Here is a 16,886-nt window from a genome sequence, read left to right as displayed (position 1 = left end):
GGGCGCCTCACTCCTCCAGCGTCAGACCCTTTCTGAGTCTCTTGAGGGTGCGGGAGAGCAGCCGGGACACATGCATCTGCGAGATGTTCAGCTCCTCGCCGATCTCCGACTGCGTCATATTGGCGACGAAGCGCAGGGAGAGGATCTTCCGGTCACGCGTCGGCAGGCTCGCGATCAGCGGCTTCAGGGACTCGACGTACTCGATCCCTTCGAGCCCGTGGTCCTCGTAGCCGATCCGGTCCGCGAGCGCGCCCTCGGAGTCGTCGTCCTCGGGCTGGGCGTCCAGCGAGCTGGCGGTGTACGCGTTGCTCGCCGCCATGCCCTCGACGACCTCCTCGTTGGTGATGTCGAGGCGGTGGGCGAGTTCGGCGACGGTGGGCGCCCGGTCGAGCTGCTGGGCCAGTTCGTCGCCCGCCTTGGCGAGGTCGAGGCGGAGTTCCTGGAGTCTGCGCGGTACGCGTACCGACCACGACGTGTCGCGGAAGAAACGCTTGATCTCGCCGACGATGGTCGGCATCGCGAAGGTGGGGAACTCGACGCCTCGGCTCAGCTCGAAGCGGTCGATGGCCTTGATCAGACCGATCGTGCCGACCTGCACGATGTCTTCCATCGGTTCGCTGCGGGAGCGGAACCGGGAGGCCGCGAACTTCACCAGGGCGAGATTCAGCTCGACCAGCGTGTTGCGGACGTACGCGTGTTCGTGCGTGCCCTCTTCGAGAGCTTCCAGCCGGGCGAAGAGCGTCTTCGACAGGGCTCGGGCGTCCACCGCGCCCACCTCGTCGAAGGGCGGGATCTCGGGCAGGTCCTCAAGGCCCTCGACCGGGCCCTCGACACCGGCCCCCGGTGTGACGCCGACGGGCGATGTGATGTCGGTCTCGGACAGTGCGGGCGGAATTGCCGACGTCGCGTGCTGGGTACGCGTCTCGTCGAGCCGGGGTGACATGGGTCTCCTCCATACGTTCTCGGCATATGGCTGCCGATGCCAATACGCGCTGCTGCGGTGTGCGGCGCCTCCAAAGCCGGTCGTGGTCGGATGTGTCCCTACAAGCCCTACCCGTTGGACGCTGACAGTTGCAAGTGTTAATTGTTTCATATGTCCTTATTGTGGGGGACTTTGGGTACCGGTCGGCGTGTGAAAGGCGTAATGTTCGAGGGGCGTCATCGGGATCGGATGGCGACGGGGTGGCAGAATCTGACAACGGCGCACGACACGGCGAAGAGGGACGGGCATGGACCGCCAGACGGTCGGCAGCACGAACCGGGGCCGGCTTCGGGTCGAGGTTCGGCCCGAAGGCCGGAGTGAAGTAGTGACAGTGGCCGGTGAGTTGGATCACCACACGGCCGACCTGTTGCGGACACCTCTGGACGAAGCACTCGAACAGGGCCGGTCACGCCTCGTGATCGACTGTTCGCAATTGGAATTCTGCGATTCCACCGGACTCAACGTCCTGCTGGGCGCCCGCCTCAAGGCGGATGCCGCCGGCGGCGGGGTCCATCTCGCCGCGATGCTTCCCGTGGTGGCTCGCGTCTTCGAGATCACCGGCGCGGACGCGGTCTTCACCGTCCATGACTCCCTCGAAGACGCCCTGGCCGGCTGACTCCTGCCGCTACTCTGCACCCCGGGCCATCACCCGGACCCTCGCTCTGCCCTGTCCTGTTGCGCTCCTCACCATTTCCGGATCGGTGAAGTGGGTGTTGTCACGATTCGGAGGGGCAGAAGACCCCCGGCGGACCCAGCGGGAACCCGCACTCTCTGTAGACAAGAACTGGCTTATTCGGTGAATCGGTGAGGTGAAGCGCTGATGAGCACCACCCGGCAGCCTCCGCCGGGCGATCTCGGCCCCGAGCCGGACGGTGCGGGAACCGCTGCCGCGACGTCCGACGCGCGGGTACGGTCGCTCGCCCTGGCCGGCGCCAGCGGTGTCGTACCGCTCGCGCGCGACTTCACCCGTCAGGCGCTCTACGACTGGGGCTGGCTCCCCGCCTCGACCGCGGACCGGCGGGCGGCGGCGGAGGACGTGCTGCTGGTCGTCTCCGAGCTGGTCACCAACGCGTGTCTGCACGCGGAGGGCCCCGAGGGGCTGCGGGTCGCGCACACCGCCAAGGTGCTGCGTCTTGAGGTGACGGACCGCGGTACGGGCCAGCCGGCCCCCCGTACCCCGCACCGCGCGGGACGCCCCGGCGGCCACGGCATGTTCATCGTCCAGCGGCTCTGCCTCGACTGGGGCGTGGTCCGGGCGCCCGGCGCGGCCGGCAAAACGGTCTGGGCGGAGCTGGCCGCTCCGTCGTAACGCGCGTAGCCCACGCGAAGGGCCGCCGCGCCGTTACCCGGAGCGGCGGCCCCTTCACGTGCCGTACGGCCCTTGCGTGCTGTACGGCCCTTGCGCGCGCCGCTAGTGGATGTCGCCCATCAGCGCCCGTACCTTCCTGCGGTACATGAAGACCGCGAAGCCGGCCAGGGACGCCAGCAGCGCTTCCAGGGCCACCACGCCCGTCTTGCCCAGATCGACCCCGCCGATGGAGAGCAGACCGGTCACGGAGTCGCCCGCGGTGACCGCAAGGAACCAGACCCCCATCATCTGGCTCGCGTACTTCGCCGGCGCCATCTTCGTCGTCACCGACAGACCCACCGGGGAGACGCAGAGCTCGCCCACGGTCTGGATCAGATAGATGCCCACCAGCCACAGCGGGCTGACCAGCGTGCCGTCCGCCGCCATCGCCAGCGGGATCAGGAAGAAGAAGAACGAGACGCCGACGAAGAACAGCCCGGCGGCGAACTTCACGACCGTGCTCGGCTCCTGGCCGCGGCGGTTCAGCCAGAGCCAGAACCAGGCGAAGACCGGCGCGAGCGCCATGATGAACACGGGGTTCAGCGACTGGTACCAGGAGGACGGGAAGCCCAGCCCGAACAGCTCGCCCGAGGCCTTCGTCGTACCGAACGCCTGGACCGTGGAGCCACCCTGGTCGTAGATCATCCAGAACACGGCCGCGGCCACGAAGAACCAGATGTACCCGGACATCTTGGTCTGCTCGGTCTCCGACAGCTCCTTGTCGCGCTTGATCCGGATCAGCACGGCGGCCGGGATCGCGATGCCCGCGAGCGTCAGCGGGACCATCGCCCAGTTGAGCGTGAAGTTGCCGCTGAGACCGACGGCGCCATAGAAGACGGCGGCGATCAGCAGCCAGGTCATGCCCTTGCGCAGCCAGGTGACGCGCTCCTCGCGGGAGAGCGGGGTCGGGACGCGGCTGCTCCGCGGGCTCAGATGCTTCGTGCCGAGCAGGAACATGATCAGGCCGATGCCCATGCCGGCCGCCGCGAGGGCGAAGCCCAGATGCCAGTTGTAGGTCTCGCCGACGGTGCCGATGATCAGCGGGGCGAAGAAGGCACCGATGTTGATGCCCATGTAGAAGATGGTGAACCCGCCGTCACGGCGCGGGTCGTTGGGGCCGTCGTAGAGATGGCCGACCATCGTGGAGATATTGGCCTTCAGCAGACCCGAACCGAGCGCCACCAGCGCCAGACCGGCGAAGAAGCTCCCCGTCCCCGGCAGGGCAAGGGTGAGATGGCCCAGCATGATCGTGCAGGCCGCGATCGTGACGGTCTTGCGCGGCCCCCAGACCCTGTCGCCCAGCCAGCCACCGGGCATCGCCAGCAGATAGACCATGGACAGATAGATGGAGTAGATGGCCGTGGTGGTGGCCAGATCCATCCCGAGCCCGCCGCCCTGAAGCCCCTTCGAGGCATCGGGGCCACCGGAGATCAGATAGATGGTGAGCAGGGCTCTCATGCCGTAGAAGCTGAAGCGCTCCCACATCTCGGTCATGAAGAGCGTGGCCAGTCCGCGGGGGTGGCCGAAGAAGGTCTTCTCGGGTCCGGCGGGTGCGCTGGGCGAGTCCTTCGTCAGGCTGGACGCCATGGGTCGATCCTTGCTTGCTCGGGACGCGGCGCTGGGTCAGCGGTGACGCGCCCGGTGTGGGGGGCGGGCCGGGGAGCGGGACATGCCGTCCCCGGCGCGGAGACGCGAAGAGGAGACCCTTGGCGCTCGGCAGGCCAAAGATCTCCTAGTGGTACTACAGGCGTCTCAACACCATACGACATGACAGAGACCCATATGGAAGGACTTGAGAGATGGATCACAGGTTCTGATGGAACCAGACTCTTATATTCGAAGGTAGATCATCGGATCGCACATGAACTCGAAGGCGTTGTCGAGCAAGGCCCAAGCGCCGCCCCGTGCGGTCTACCATCACCCCATGACCCGTGTACTGCTCGCCGAGGACGACGCTTCCATCTCGGAGCCGCTGGCCCGCGCCCTGCGTCGGGAGGGTTACGAGGTCGAGGTCCGCGAAGACGGTCCGACCGCGCTGGACGCCGGCCTCCAGGGCGGTGTCGACCTGGTCGTACTCGACCTGGGCCTGCCAGGGATGGACGGCCTCGAAGTCGCCCGCCGACTGCGCGCCGAGGGCCACGCCGTGCCGATCCTGGTGCTGACCGCCCGCGCCGACGAGGTGGACACCGTGGTCGGCCTGGACGCCGGCGCCGACGACTATGTGACCAAGCCCTTCCGGCTCGCGGAGCTGCTGGCACGCGTACGGGCCCTGCTCCGGCGCGGCGCCTCGGACCCCGTGCCCGCCCCCGCCACCCATGGCGTACGGATCGATGTCGAGTCGCACCGCGCCTGGATGGGCGACGAGGAACTCCAGCTCACCGCCAAGGAGTTCGACCTGCTGCGGGTCCTCGTCCGGGACGCGGGCCGGGTCGTCACCCGCGACCAGCTGATGCGCGAGGTCTGGGACACCACCTGGTGGTCGTCGACCAAGACCCTCGACATGCATATCTCCTGGCTGCGCAAGAAGCTCGGTGACGACGCCGCCAACCCGCGCTATATCGCCACCGTGCGCGGGGTCGGCTTCCGGTTCGAGAAGAGCTAAGGCACCTTGCGCCGTCGTCTGATCAACTCCACGCTCGCCGTGGTGCTCGTCGTCATCGCCGTCTTCGGGGTATCGCTGGTCATCGTCGAGACCCGCACGATCAGCAGCAGCGCCCAGGAGAGCGTGGACTCCGAGGCGGTGCGGCTGGTGAGCATCGTCGACAGCCGCCTCCTCGGCGGCGACCACATCAGCGCCAAGGTGCTGGCCGAACAGATCAACCAGACGCGCTACGCCCGGATCGAGATCCCGGGCCGACCCGTCGTCGAGCTCGGCGAGCGGCCGACCGGCAGCGTCATCCGGGGCAAGGCGAAGGGCGAGGAGGGCGAGACCGTCATCGTCGAGGAGCCCCGCTCCTCCGTGACACGTGAGGTCGGCCGCACCCTCCTGATCATCGGCGCGGTGGCGCTGCTCGCGGTCATCGCCGCCGTACTGCTCGCCGTGCGCCAGGCCAACAAGCTGGCCTCACCGCTCACCGATCTCGCGGAGACCGCGGAGCGCCTGGGCTCCGGCGACCCGCGCCCCCGGCACAAGCGGTACGCGGTCCCCGAGCTCGACCGGGTCGCCGATGTCCTCGACTCCAGCGCCGAGCGCATCGCCCGGATGCTCACCGCCGAGCGGCGGCTCGCCGCGGACGCCTCGCATCAGCTCCGTACGCCACTGACCGCCCTCTCGATGCGGCTGGAGGAGATCTCCGCCACCGACGACCTGGAGACGGTGAAGGAGGAGGCGATGGTCGCGCTGGCGCAGGTCGAGCGACTGACCGATGTGGTGGAGCGGCTGCTCACCAACGCGCGCGACCCGCGTACCGGCTCCGCCGTCGCCTTCGATCTCGACGAGATCGTCAAACAGCAGATCGAGGAGTGGCGCCCGGCCTACCGCAGTGCCGGGCGCGCCATCGTCTGCTCGGGCCGGCAGGGGATGCGGGCCGTCGGCACGCCGGGCGCGGTCGCCCAGGTGCTGGCCGCGCTGATCGAGAACTCACTCATGCACGGGGGCGGTACGGTCGCCCTGCGCACCCGCGTCACCGGCAACCAGTCCGTCATCGAGGTGACCGACGAGGGCCCCGGCGTTCCGGCGGACCTCGGGGCGCGGATCTTCGAGCGCACCATCAGTGGCCGCAACTCCACCGGGATCGGCCTCGCCGTGGCCCGCGACCTGGCGGAGGCGGACGGCGGCCGGCTGGAGCTGCTCCAGCAGCAGCCGCCGGTCTTCGCGCTCTTCCTGAGCCGGGAGGCCGGTACCCGCAAGGCCCCGAAATCCCCGGAGCGGCCGGTCCGCTGACCGGGTGGGGCACCTCCTCCTCGGGGCTTCCTCAGCCGCGGATCCGGTGGGGCCGCGGGCGCTCGTGCTTCTCTTCCCCTTCGCCTGCCCGCTCCAGGAACGATTCGTCCGGCAGTCCCACGGCCGCGGCGGCGGGCTGGGCGCGGAACACCCAGGTGCGGTACGACCAGAAGCGGAAGAGCGTCGCGATCCCGATGCCGAGGAACTTGAACACATTGCTCTGGAGCGGGCTGTCCCAGTCGAAGCCGTACGTCGCGGCGTAGAGCACCCCGTTCTCGATGACCAGGCCGACCACGCTGAACAGCAGGAAGAGCGTCAGCTCCTTCGTGCGGCGGCTCTTGTCCCGGTCCCGGTAGGTGAAGTAGCGGAAGCCCACGTAGTTGAAGGCGATCGCGACGACGGTGGCCAGGATGCTGGCCCGCACCACGGGGAGCGTGGTCGTGTGCCGTACGAGATTGAAGACCAGCAGGTTGACCAGCAGCCCCGCGCCGCCCACCGCGCCGAACTTGACCACCTCGCGGACGAGCCGGTCCAGTCGCACGCGGAGTGCGCCCCGTTCGCTCATATGCCCGTTCAGCCCCGTCCGGTCGATGTCGGTTCCGAACCATGCTAACCAGCGGCCCCTTCGGCCGCCTGGGGGACCGTACGTCACACTCGGTCACGGTCGGTGGCGCCCGTACGGGGGACGCCCGTACGGGAGGGGGGCCCGGCCGAGCTCGGGGACGGCCACCTCCGGGCGGCGGATACCCTGGGGGCGTGACGTTCCCGGTAGTCGGCATGGTCGGCGGCGGTCAGCTCGCCCGTATGACCCACGAGGCGGGCATCCCCCTCGGCCTCAGATTCAAGCTCCTCAGTGACACCCCGCAGGACTCGGCGGCCCAGGTGGTGAGCGATGTCGTCGTCGGCGACTACCGCGACCTGGACACGCTGCGTGACTTCGCGCGCGGCTGTGATGTGATCACGTTCGATCACGAGCATGTGCCGATCGAGCATCTGCGCGCCCTGGAGGCGGACGGAATCCCCGTCAGGCCCGGTCCTGACGCGCTGGTGCACGCGCAGGACAAGGGCGTCATGCGCGCCAGGCTGACCGAGTTGGGCGCGCCCTGCCCGCGCCACCGCATCGTCACCGGCCCGGCCGACGCGGCGGCCTTCGCCGCCGAGGTCGGCGGCTTCCCGGTCATCCTCAAGACGGTGCGCGGCGGCTACGACGGCAAGGGCGTCTGGTTCGTACGGTCCGAGGAGGACGCCGAGCAGCCCTTCCGCGCCGGGGTCCCCGTACTCGCCGAGGAGAAGGTCGACTTCGTACGCGAGCTGGCCGCGAACATCGTCCGCTCCCCGCACGGCCAGGCCGTCGCGTACCCCGTGGTCGAGTCCCGGCAGGTCGACGGCGTCTGTGACACCGTCATCGCCCCCGCGCCCGGACTGTCGGACGAACTGGCGGGCGAGGCCCAGCGGCTCGCGCTGCGGATAGCCGCCGAGCTGGGGGTCGTGGGCCATCTCGCGGTGGAACTCTTCGAGACCCGTGCCGACGACGGGACCCCCGGCATTCTCGTCAACGAGCTGGCGATGCGCCCGCACAACTCCGGGCACTGGACCCAGGACGGCGCGATCACCTCGCAGTTCGCCAACCATGTGCGCGCCGTACTCGATCTGCCGCTCGGCGACCCGCGCCCGCGTGCGCCCTGGACGGTCATGTGCAATGTGCTGGGCGGCGACTATCCGGATATGTACGCGGCCTATCTGCATTGCATGGCGCGGGACCCGCGGCTGAAGATCCATATGTATGGCAAGGACGTGAAACCCGGCCGCAAGGTGGGGCATGTCAACACTTACGGCGACGACCTGGACGACGTGCTGGAGCGCGCCCGCCACGCCGCCGGCTACCTCCGAGGAACGATCACCGAATGACTGTTGCTCCCCTGGTCGGCGTCGTCATGGGCTCGGACTCCGACTGGCCCGTCATGGAGGCCGCCGCGAAGGCCCTCCACGAGTTCGAGATCCCGTACGAGGTCGATGTCGTGTCCGCGCACCGTATGCCGCGCGAGATGATCGCGTACGGCGAGGAGGCCGCCGGGCGCGGGCTCAAGGCGGTCATCGCGGGCGCGGGCGGTGCGGCGCATCTGCCGGGCATGCTCGCCTCGGTGACCCCGCTGCCGGTGATCGGCGTCCCCGTACCGCTGAAGTACCTCGACGGCATGGACTCGCTGCTGTCCATCGTCCAGATGCCCGCCGGGGTGCCGGTCGCCACCGTCTCGGTCGGCGGCGCCCGTAACGCGGGGCTGCTCGCCGCCCGTATCCTCGCCGCCCATGACCCCGAACTCCAGGCCAGGATGCGGGAGTTCCAGCAGGAGCTGAACGACCAGGCGACGACGAAGGGCAAGCGGCTGCGCGCGAAAGCCGAGGGCGCGGACCACTTCGGATTCGGAAAGTGACGGTCGCGGCCATGGACTCCACGCCCTCCACGCCCTTCCTCGACGAGGCCCGTGCCCTGCTGGCCGACTTCCCCGTGGTCGACGGACACAACGACCTGCCGTGGGCGCTGCGCGAGCATGTGCGCTACGACCTGGACCGGCTCGATATCGCGGACGATCTGTCGGGGAAGCTGCACACGGACATCCCCCGGCTGCGGCGGGGCGGCGTCGGCGGCCAGTTCTGGTCCGTGTACGTACGGTCCGACATGGCCGGTGACGACGCGGTCAGCGCGACGCTGGAGCAGATCGACGTGGTCGGCCGGCTGCTGGCCCGCTACCCGGACCACCTGTTCCGCGCCCTGACGGCGGACGACATGGAGACGGCGCGCCGGCACGGCAGGATCGCCTCCTTGATGGGCGCCGAGGGCGGCCACTCCATCAACAACTCCCTCGGCACGCTGCGGGCCCTCCATACCCTGGGTGTTCGCTATATGACGCTCACCCATAACGACAATCTCGCGTGGGCGGACTCGGCGACCGACGCCCCGGGCGTGGGCGGGCTCTCGGCCTTCGGCCGCGAGGTGGTCCGCGAGATGAACCGGACCGGCATGCTGGTCGACCTCTCGCATGTCGCCGCCACGACGATGCGCGACGCGCTCGCCACGACGGGGGCGCCGGTGATCTTCTCGCACTCGTCGGCGCGGGCGGTCTGCGACCACCCGCGCAATATCCCCGACGACGTGCTGGAGAAGCTGCCCGCGAACGGCGGCGTGGCGATGGCCACGTTCGTACCGAAGTTCATCCTCCCCGCGGCGGTGGCCTGGACCCAGGCGGCGGACGAGAACATGCGGGCCCACGGCCTGCACCCGCTGGACACCACCGCGCGCGCCATGGAGATCCACCGGGCGTTCGAGGTGTCCCACCCCCGCCCGACCGCCACGGCGGCGACGGTCGCGGACCATCTGGACCATATGCGTGAGACCGCCGGCATCGACCACATCGGCATCGGCGGCGACTTCGACGGCACGGCCTTCACCCCGGCCGGCCTGGACGATGTCTCGGGCTACCCGAACCTGATCGCGGAACTCCTGGCCCGTAACTGGTCCACCGCGGACCTGGCGAAGCTGACCTGGCAGAACGCGGTACGGGTGCTGCGCGCGGCGGAGGATGTGGCGCGGGGGCTGCGGGACGAACGCGGCCCTTCGCTGGCGACGATCGAGGAACTGGACGGCTGAGATCCGCGCTCTCCCGTAGCGCGCGCGAGGACGGCGCCCCGGTGGGCTGAAAGAGAGCGCCGTGGCGCCACCCGCGGCGCGACCTGAGACGCGCGACGCCGAGGGAGCGGACATGCCACTCGATTCCTATGTCACCCTCGGCGGCGGTGGCGCTCGCCTGGGTGCGGGGCCGCCCCGGGGCCCGGCTCGGGCGGACCGTCGGCCCGGTTCGGGCTGACCGCCGGCCCGGCTCGGGCGGACCACCGGCCCCGCTCAGGCGCGCGGGCGCCCCATCGCTCGGTACGTCCAGCCCGCCGCGCGCCACCGCGCCGGATCCAGCGCGTTACGTCCGTCCAGGATCAGCCGGCGCGACGCCGCCTCGCCCAGGGCCGCCGGGTCCAGCTCGCGGAACTCGCGCCACTCCGTCAGATGCAGGACGACATCGGCGCCACGCACCGCGTCCAGCGCGGACGGCGCGTACCGCAGCGTCGGGAAGAGCCGCTTGGCGTTCTCCATGCCCTTGGGGTCGTACACCGTCACCTGGCCGCCCTGGAGGTGGATCTGCCCCGCGACATTGAGCGCGGGGGAGTCCCGTACGTCGTCCGAGTCCGGCTTGAAGGTCGCGCCGAGCACCGCGACACGCTTCCCCAGGAACGACGAATCGCCGCCCACGGCCTCGCGCGCCAGCTCCACCATGTGCCCGCGGCGCCGCATATTGATCGAGTCGACCTCGCGCAGGAACGTCAGCGCCTGGTCCGCGCCCAGCTCGCCCGCCCGCGCCATGAAGGCCCGGATGTCCTTCGGCAGACAGCCGCCGCCGAAGCCGATCCCGGCGCGCAGGAACTTCTTCCCGATCCGCTCGTCGTACCCGAGCGCCTCCGCCAGCTTCACCACATCGCCGCCGGCCGCCTCGCAGACCTCCGCCATCGCGTTGATGAACGAGATCTTGGTGGCCAGGAAGGAGTTCGCGGAGGTCTTCACCAGCTCGGCGGTCGGGAAGTCGGTCACCACGAACGGCGACCCCTCGCCCACGGGCGTCGCGTACACCTCGCGCAGCACCCGCTCGGCGTACTCGCTGCGTACGCCCACCACGATCCGGTCGGGGTGCAGCGTGTCCTGTACGGCGAAGCCCTCGCGCAGGAACTCCGGGTTCCAGGCCAGCTCCACCTCGCCGCCCGCGGGCGCCAGTTCGACGATGCGGGCCGCGAGCCGCTCCGCGCTGCCCACGGGCACCGTCGACTTGCCGACGACCAGCGCGGGCCTGCCCAGATGCTTGGCGAGGCTCTCGATCGCGGAGTCGACGTACGACATGTCGCAGGCGTACTCACCGTGCTTCTGCGGGGTGTTCACACAGACGAAGTGCACATCGCCGAACTCCGCGATCTCCGCCCAGTCCATGGTGAACCGCAGCCGCCCGGTCGATCCCTCGATCCCGGCGACATGTTTGCGCAGCAACTCTTCCAGGCCGGGCTCGTACATCGGGACCCGGCCCGTCGAGAGCAGTTCGATCTTCTCGGGGACCACATCGAGGCCGAGGACCTCGAAGCCCAGCTCCGCCATGGCCGCGGCGTGCGTGGCGCCGAGATAGCCGGTGCCGATCACGGTGATCTTGAGGGCCATGTGAGTGCTCCAGGGGGACGCGGGCAGGTGCGGGCCCGAGCATAGCCGCGCGTAGCGGGGGCTCCGCAGGGGCACTTCTTCCCGTATGGATTCGCTGTCGGCAAACTCACCTATCCCGGCGGCGCCTCGGCCCCCTAAAATTGTGTTACTTAACGGTAGTTAGCATCCTGGGGAGTGAAAGACCGTGGCCGGATCGGCTGATTTCGACCTGTACCGCCCCTCCGAGGAGCACGACATGCTCCGCGAGACCGTGCGCGCGCTCGCGGAGGCGAAGATCGCCCCGTTCGCCGCGGCGGTGGACGAGGAGGCGCGCTTCCCGCAGGAGGCCCTGGACGCGCTGGTCGCCTCCGATCTGCACGCGGTCCATGTCCCCGAGGAGTACGGCGGCGCCGGCGCCGATGCCCTCGCCACCGTGATCGTCATCGAGGAGATCGCGCGCGTCTGCGCCTCCTCCTCACTGATCCCGGCCGTGAACAAGCTCGGCTCGCTGCCGGTGATCCTCTCCGGCTCCGAGAACCTCAAGAAGACCTATCTGGGTCCGCTGGCCAAGGGCGACGCGATGTTCTCGTACTGCCTCTCCGAGCCGGACGCGGGCTCCGACGCGGGCGGCATGAAGACCAAGGCGGTCCGGGACGGCGACCACTACGTCCTCAATGGCGTGAAGCGCTGGATCACCAACGCCGGCGTCTCCGAGTACTACACGGTCATGGCCGTCACCGCCCCGGACAAGCGGACCAAGGGCATCAGCGCGTTCGTGGTCGAGAAGGGCGACGAGGGCGTCTCCTTCGGCGCCCCGGAGAAGAAGCTGGGCATCAAGGGCTCCCCGACGCGCGAGGTCTACCTCGACAACGTCCGTATCCCCGCGGACCGGCTGATCGGCGAGGAGGGTACGGGCTTCGCCACCGCGATGAAGACCCTGGACCACACCCGCATCACGATCGCGGCCCAGGCACTCGGCATCGCGCAGGGCGCGCTCGACTACGCCAAGGGCTATGTCCAGGAGCGCAAGCAGTTCGGCAAGCCGATCGGCGACTTCCAGGGTGTGCAGTTCATGCTGGCCGACATGGCCATGAAGCTGGAGGCGGCCCGCCAGCTCACCTACTCGGCCGCCGCCAGGTCGGAGCGCGTCTCCGCGGGCAGCGCGAAGGAGGACCTCACCTTCTTCGGCGCGGCGGCCAAGTGCTTCGCCTCCGACGCGGCCATGGAGATCACCACGGACGCGGTACAACTCCTCGGCGGGTACGGCTACACGCGCGACTACCCGGTCGAGCGGATGATGCGCGACGCCAAGATCACCCAGATCTACGAGGGCACGAACCAGGTCCAGCGGATCGTGATGGCAAGGAACCTTCCCTAGCCGGGTTTCGCAGGTCAGAAGCTGTTTCGAAGGTCCGGACGGACACCCTTGGTTTTCTGCCCGTTGCGGCCCGATCAGGGCCGTTCCTGGGCATCACACTGAGGGAACCCTGGGCAGATGCCGAGCCGAGAACACCCGCTGACCTGCACAATCAACACAGCCCCCGGCGCGACGCCGGGGGCTGTTGTCGTACGCGGATCAGGCGACCTCTGACGACTCCGTGGGGTCGTCGTGCTGGTGGGCCGTCATCCGGCTTTCTGGAAATTTCATACCTGTACACAGCCGAAGGAAGGCGCCCCGTGGTGGGTCTTATTCTTTCTCGAATGGGCATTACTCCAGGAACTCATAACCAGCCCCCGCATTTCGTCGCCGGCCAGCGCTACTCGCTCGAATCCTTCGAACTTAGCAACGTAGAGACCCACATCTCGCGGGTCCGTAACAACGACCTCGGCATGGACGGTTTCAACAGTCACCATGCGGTCGTCGCGGATGACGAAAGCATGATTCGCGATGTCGTGTTGTTGAGCCCGCAGGGGGGGCTATCCGGATGTCCACGTGGGAGAGCCGTGAAATAGACACGATGCGATCAAGCTGAGCAGCCATCATCTGTGGTCGCACGATGCGCCAGCGCAGAACAGGCTCAGTGATGATGAACCGCAGCGACTTCGTACTGTCGTAGAGAACTGCTTGCCGTTCAAGTCGCCCGTTGATCGTTCGCGTGAGTGCGTCTTCGCTCAGGTTGTGGCGTTGCAGAATGGCCCGGATGTACTCGGGGGTCTGGAGCAGGCCCGGAACCAGCGCGGGTTGGAACAGCCGTAGCACGGACATCTGGGCTTCCAACGCCTTGGCGGCCTGCTGGCCTTTGTGGACCCCGATCCGCTTGAGTAGGCGCCATGCCGTCGCCTCTGTCGCTGACACGCGTGCGGCCTCTGTGTACTCCGCCTTGACCTCGTCCGAGACACCGATGGCTGTCAGAATGCGCTCTACGTCTGTCGCGCTAGGTGCCAGCTTCACATTCTCGATCTTGGACAGCTTGGACGGAGACATGAGGGCGCTGCGAGCCACCGCTTTGGCTTCCTTGCCGGATGCCACTCGCAGGGCTCGAAGTGCGGCTCCAAGCTGTGCTCTGTTCACGCCCCGTACTTGGCCCACCATTCGGTGAACGGTTCCGCGTGCGCGAGTGCCGCGTCACGGTACCGTGCGAATTCCGCCGTTCGTTCCGGCGGTAGCACTTCAGACCCCAGGTACTTCCTGCTGCCGTCGTAGTTCATCACGGCCACGGATTCGGAGTCGAACAACCAGAAATCCTGAACGTTCTCCACGGGGTTGGGTTTGCCCGTGATATCGAGGATGAAGAACTCTTCGCCCCCGGTCGTGTTCTTCTGGTAGCCCCAGCCGAGTTCGAATCTAAGATAGTCCGTGAGCGGGCGGGACAGAACATGGACCCGGTAGACCCGCTTCCCCTTCTCTGTGTGCGAGCGCAGTTCTTCGACCCAGCCCGCGTTGTAGTCGTCCGGCTGTGGCTCCCCGGCCAGGAATGCCTGATAAGCGTCGACGCTCCCGGACTTGCTGTAGTCGTCCAGGGTTTCGCGCGCGGGAATCTGAAGCCCGTGGTCGGTCGGCGTCTCGCCCTGCACCAGGAAGGTGCCGCGATCCGTCGCGTAGATCGTCGGGCAGTCCTTGATGTCGCATGTGCTGACCAGCTTGGTGACCTTCATGGTCTGGGTTCCCCTCTCCCATGTCGCCGCCAGTACCCCGCATCTGGGTTGATGCTCCCGAGGGCCGGGCACACGGGTCAAGCGATCACGGTTGACGGAACGGGAAACCGCGTAACCTGCGCCTGAGGGCGCGTCTGCCGAAGTCCGTGAAGCAAGGCGGTCGTTGGGCGAGCCGTCGCAGGATCATCAACGGGATCCTGCGACGCCCGCGAGTGCCGGGAAAAGAACAACGCCCCGGCAACACCGCCCCGATGAGGGACTCGGGCGCTCCCGGGACAGGCTCACCCGCGAAATCCATCTCGCCGGAGAAGGCGGACGCCGCCCCCCTGGCCCCGCTGATCACACCGGGCCAGTGGGACGACGCCCCGCAGTTCATCCCCGTCATGAACCGCATCCGTGATGAGTTGACGCGCACGGCAGACACCGATTTGCTGCTCCGGTGAACGAGCTTCATATCCAAGCGGTGAACGACGACGCCTCGATCCGCGATTGGCAGTACGCCCACAACCTGATCGTTCCCGGCGACGTGCTGTCGCTCGACGATGTCCGTGCCCGCACCGGCCGCAACCGCATGGAGGTTGCCTACCTCGGCGACGTCCTGATCGGATGCACCACTGTGCGCCCGCCCACCAAGGACAACGGCGCCACCGCGACGGTCATCGCCCGCGTTCTTCCCCAGCACCGCCGCCGCGGCTTCGGCACTCGACTCTACGAGCGTGCCCTGGACCAGTCCCGTGCGCTGGGCGCTCAAGTGATCGAGACCGTAGTCCTGGCGTCCAATCCGGATGGGCTGCGCTTTGCACAACAGCGCGGCTTCGTCGAACTCGAACGCTATCTACTGCGCGAGGGCGACACCGTGCCCTGGATCGACCTGCGTCTGAACTGATCCGCCGGACAGGCCCTAGCCTGCTCGTCCACAGCGCTGTTCGGGCTCAGCTCCGCGTACGTTCGGCCGTATGGCTGACGACTGCTTCGCGCATCCACGACTCGCCGCGATCTACGATCCGCTCGACCCCGACCGCAGCGACCTCGATGCATACCTGCAGATGGCAGAAGAGTTTCAGGGACAACGAGTACTGGACATCGGTTGCGGCACAGGGGTGTTCGCACTTCTCCTGGCCGACCGCGGGACCGAGGTCGTCGGTGTGGATCCCGCTCAGGCATCCATCGATGTCGCTCGGGCCAAGCCGGGAGGTGAGCGAGTGCGCTGGATCTGCGGCGACGCGACGGACCTCCCACCGCTTCAGGTCGACCTCGCGACGATGACAGCGAACGTCGCTCAGGCCATTGCTGATCCGCAGGCATGGCAGAAGACGCTACGGGGAGCCTACGAAGCGCTGCGGCCCGGCGGGCATCTGGTCTTCGAGACGCGCGATCCGGCCGGACGCGCCTGGGACGAGTGGACCCGTGAGAACTCCTACCGCGTGACCGAGATCCCACACGTCGGCTCCGTCGAGAGTTGGGTTCAGCTGATTGAGGTGAGCCGGCCTCTGGTGACGTTCCGCTGGACCTACAGGTTCGCAGCGGACGGACAAGTACTGACGTCGGATTCGACGCTGCGCTTCCGCGAGCGGGAGGAAGTCGAGCGGGACCTGGACGCGCGCGGATACGTGGTGGATAACGTCCGCGATGCGCCCGACCGTCCAGGAAGGGAGTTCGTCTTCCTGGCGCGACGTCCGTGATCCGCGGTGATCCATGCCGCTCGACCTTCGATGACGCACGACCGGCCTGCGACGTTGTCCCGGAGAGGCCGCGCGGAGCGAGCGGACCCAGCAGATGCTGTACGTCGCCGTTCTGGCACTCCGTGTCCGCGAGGCTTCGGCCGTTCTCGTGACCCTGCGGCTGGGCTGCCGTCCTCCCGTCCGGGTGGCGGATAGCGTGACTGGATGAGAGAGGAAAGCCTTGAGCTGCGTGTGACGTACCGGCCCATCCCGCAGGACTCCGACGGGCCGGTGGATGACGAACGCGAGGAACTGTTCGCGTTCCCGGCCGGTCTCTGTGCGCAGCGGACCGACCCGGATGGCAAAGACCATCTGGTCGCGCCGCCCGTCGAGTATCTGAAAGCCGCGATCCGGGAACGGCACGGCTATGACGCCGTGGTGCTCTGGGCGCATCCGCCGGGACAGCTCGGTTAGGGCCCGGCCGGGCACGCTCTCCCGGTGGCCAAGATCTGAGAGGCCGGCCTGCCGGCGGTGGCGAGGGTAGCTGTCCAGGTGCTCCACGGTGCGCGGGCCGATGATCGCGGAGGTGACCGCCCGGCGCTCGGCGGCCCACTGGCTATCTCGAACCCATCCTCCGGACCGTGCTCGACGGCCTGCGCCCCCCCGGTCGACGCGGAGCCCGCTCCGTGCGG

The 16,886-nt window shown here is 68.3% G+C and carries 16 protein-coding genes and 2 pseudogenes; 12 read left to right on the top strand and 6 right to left on the bottom strand.

Features of this window, described 5'->3' with window-relative positions; all coding sequences use genetic code 11:
- Positions 1–7 precede the first annotated feature (7 nt).
- Positions 8–943: an RNA polymerase sigma factor SigF gene (locus tag AB0M67_RS37620; protein WP_365752148.1), complete on the bottom strand. Its 936-nt coding sequence runs from the start codon at positions 941–943 to the stop codon at positions 8–10.
- Between the two features lie 286 nt (positions 944–1,229).
- Here AB0M67_RS37620 and AB0M67_RS37615 point away from each other — a divergent pair, with 286 nt between their 5' ends.
- Together AB0M67_RS37615 and AB0M67_RS37610 are read left to right on the top strand one after the other, a co-directional pair.
- Positions 1,230–1,598, top strand: coding sequence for an STAS domain-containing protein (locus AB0M67_RS37615; protein ID WP_365752146.1), 369 nt, complete (start codon positions 1,230–1,232; stop codon positions 1,596–1,598).
- A gap of 204 nt (positions 1,599–1,802) precedes the next feature.
- Positions 1,803–2,291 (top strand): ATP-binding protein, encoded by a 489-nt coding sequence (locus tag AB0M67_RS37610; RefSeq protein WP_365752144.1) that lies wholly within the window; start codon positions 1,803–1,805, stop codon positions 2,289–2,291.
- A gap of 102 nt (positions 2,292–2,393) precedes the next feature.
- Here AB0M67_RS37610 and AB0M67_RS37605 read toward each other — a convergent pair whose 3' ends face one another.
- Positions 2,394–3,917: an oligopeptide:H+ symporter gene (locus AB0M67_RS37605; RefSeq protein ID WP_365752142.1), complete on the bottom strand. Its 1,524-nt coding sequence runs from the start codon at positions 3,915–3,917 to the stop codon at positions 2,394–2,396.
- Positions 3,918–4,254: 337 nt separating this feature from the next.
- Here AB0M67_RS37605 and AB0M67_RS37600 point away from each other — a divergent pair, with 337 nt between their 5' ends.
- Both AB0M67_RS37600 and AB0M67_RS37595 read left to right on the top strand, forming a co-directional pair.
- Positions 4,255–4,932, top strand: a complete 678-nt coding sequence (locus tag AB0M67_RS37600; protein ID WP_030351003.1) for a response regulator transcription factor — start codon at positions 4,255–4,257, stop codon at positions 4,930–4,932.
- Positions 4,933–4,938: 6 nt separating this feature from the next.
- On the top strand, positions 4,939–6,213 hold the full coding sequence (locus tag AB0M67_RS37595; RefSeq protein ID WP_365752139.1) for an ATP-binding protein: 1,275 nt from the start codon (positions 4,939–4,941) through the stop codon (positions 6,211–6,213).
- Positions 6,214–6,244: 31 nt separating this feature from the next.
- Here AB0M67_RS37595 and AB0M67_RS37590 read toward each other — a convergent pair whose 3' ends face one another.
- Positions 6,245–6,778 carry a GtrA family protein gene (locus tag AB0M67_RS37590; protein WP_365752137.1) on the bottom strand — a complete coding sequence of 178 codons (534 nt, stop codon included), beginning with the start codon at positions 6,776–6,778 and terminating at the stop codon, positions 6,245–6,247.
- A gap of 191 nt (positions 6,779–6,969) precedes the next feature.
- Here AB0M67_RS37590 and AB0M67_RS37585 point away from each other — a divergent pair, with 191 nt between their 5' ends.
- Genes AB0M67_RS37585 through AB0M67_RS37575 form a run of 3 tightly spaced genes read left to right on the top strand, consistent with a single transcriptional unit; the run spans position 6,970 to position 9,859 of the window.
- Positions 6,970–8,121 carry a 5-(carboxyamino)imidazole ribonucleotide synthase gene (locus AB0M67_RS37585; RefSeq protein ID WP_365752135.1) on the top strand — a complete coding sequence of 384 codons (1,152 nt, stop codon included), beginning with the start codon at positions 6,970–6,972 and terminating at the stop codon, positions 8,119–8,121.
- Complete coding sequence (purE, locus tag AB0M67_RS37580) at positions 8,118–8,645, top strand: 5-(carboxyamino)imidazole ribonucleotide mutase (protein WP_365752134.1); 528 nt, start codon at positions 8,118–8,120, stop codon at positions 8,643–8,645. Before AB0M67_RS37585 ends, purE begins: the two co-directional genes overlap by 4 nt.
- Positions 8,646–8,656: 11 nt before the next feature.
- Positions 8,657–9,859, top strand: a complete 1,203-nt coding sequence (locus tag AB0M67_RS37575; protein WP_365752132.1) for a dipeptidase — start codon at positions 8,657–8,659, stop codon at positions 9,857–9,859.
- Between the two features lie 252 nt (positions 9,860–10,111).
- Here the strand turns inward: AB0M67_RS37575 and AB0M67_RS37570 are convergent, their stop codons facing one another.
- A complete protein-coding gene (locus AB0M67_RS37570; RefSeq protein ID WP_365752131.1) occupies positions 10,112–11,458 on the bottom strand; it encodes a UDP-glucose/GDP-mannose dehydrogenase family protein in 1,347 nt (448 codons plus the stop codon).
- Between the two features lie 184 nt (positions 11,459–11,642).
- Here AB0M67_RS37570 and AB0M67_RS37565 point away from each other — a divergent pair, with 184 nt between their 5' ends.
- Positions 11,643–12,815: an acyl-CoA dehydrogenase gene (locus AB0M67_RS37565; protein ID WP_365752129.1), complete on the top strand. Its 1,173-nt coding sequence runs from the start codon at positions 11,643–11,645 to the stop codon at positions 12,813–12,815.
- 266 nt (positions 12,816–13,081) lie between these two features.
- On the opposite strand, the pseudogene AB0M67_RS37560 reads toward AB0M67_RS37565, so the two are convergent.
- Together AB0M67_RS37560 and AB0M67_RS37555 are read right to left on the bottom strand one after the other, a co-directional pair.
- Positions 13,082–13,949: pseudogene (locus AB0M67_RS37560) on the bottom strand (helix-turn-helix transcriptional regulator).
- A complete protein-coding gene (locus AB0M67_RS37555) occupies positions 13,946–14,533 on the bottom strand; it encodes a DUF6879 family protein (protein WP_365752126.1) in 588 nt (195 codons plus the stop codon). The pseudogene AB0M67_RS37560 and the gene AB0M67_RS37555 overlap by 4 nt, the downstream one beginning before the upstream one ends.
- Positions 14,534–14,753: 220 nt before the next feature.
- Between AB0M67_RS37555 and AB0M67_RS37550 the strand changes: the two are divergent.
- From AB0M67_RS37550 to AB0M67_RS37535, 4 genes and pseudogenes are all read left to right on the top strand, one after another.
- Positions 14,754–14,931 (top strand): annotated as a pseudogene (locus AB0M67_RS37550) (IS5/IS1182 family transposase); the annotation flags it as partial.
- 41 nt (positions 14,932–14,972) lie between these two features.
- Positions 14,973–15,419 carry a GNAT family N-acetyltransferase gene (locus AB0M67_RS37545; RefSeq protein WP_365752124.1) on the top strand — a complete coding sequence of 149 codons (447 nt, stop codon included), beginning with the start codon at positions 14,973–14,975 and terminating at the stop codon, positions 15,417–15,419.
- A gap of 70 nt (positions 15,420–15,489) precedes the next feature.
- The gene (locus AB0M67_RS37540) at positions 15,490–16,215 is read left to right on the top strand and encodes a class I SAM-dependent methyltransferase (RefSeq protein ID WP_365752123.1); all 726 of its coding nucleotides are present in this window, start codon (positions 15,490–15,492) and stop codon (positions 16,213–16,215) included.
- Between the two features lie 204 nt (positions 16,216–16,419).
- Complete coding sequence (locus AB0M67_RS37535; protein WP_365752122.1) at positions 16,420–16,668, top strand: hypothetical protein; 249 nt, start codon at positions 16,420–16,422, stop codon at positions 16,666–16,668.
- Positions 16,669–16,886 lie beyond the last annotated feature (218 nt).

The sequence above is a fragment of the Streptomyces sp. NPDC051662 genome (genome assembly GCF_040681655.1).
In the GTDB taxonomy this organism is placed as follows: domain Bacteria; phylum Actinomycetota; class Actinomycetes; order Streptomycetales; family Streptomycetaceae; genus Streptomyces.
Note: the sequence above shows the minus strand (reverse complement) of the source record. Positions and strands in the feature narration are given on the sequence as shown.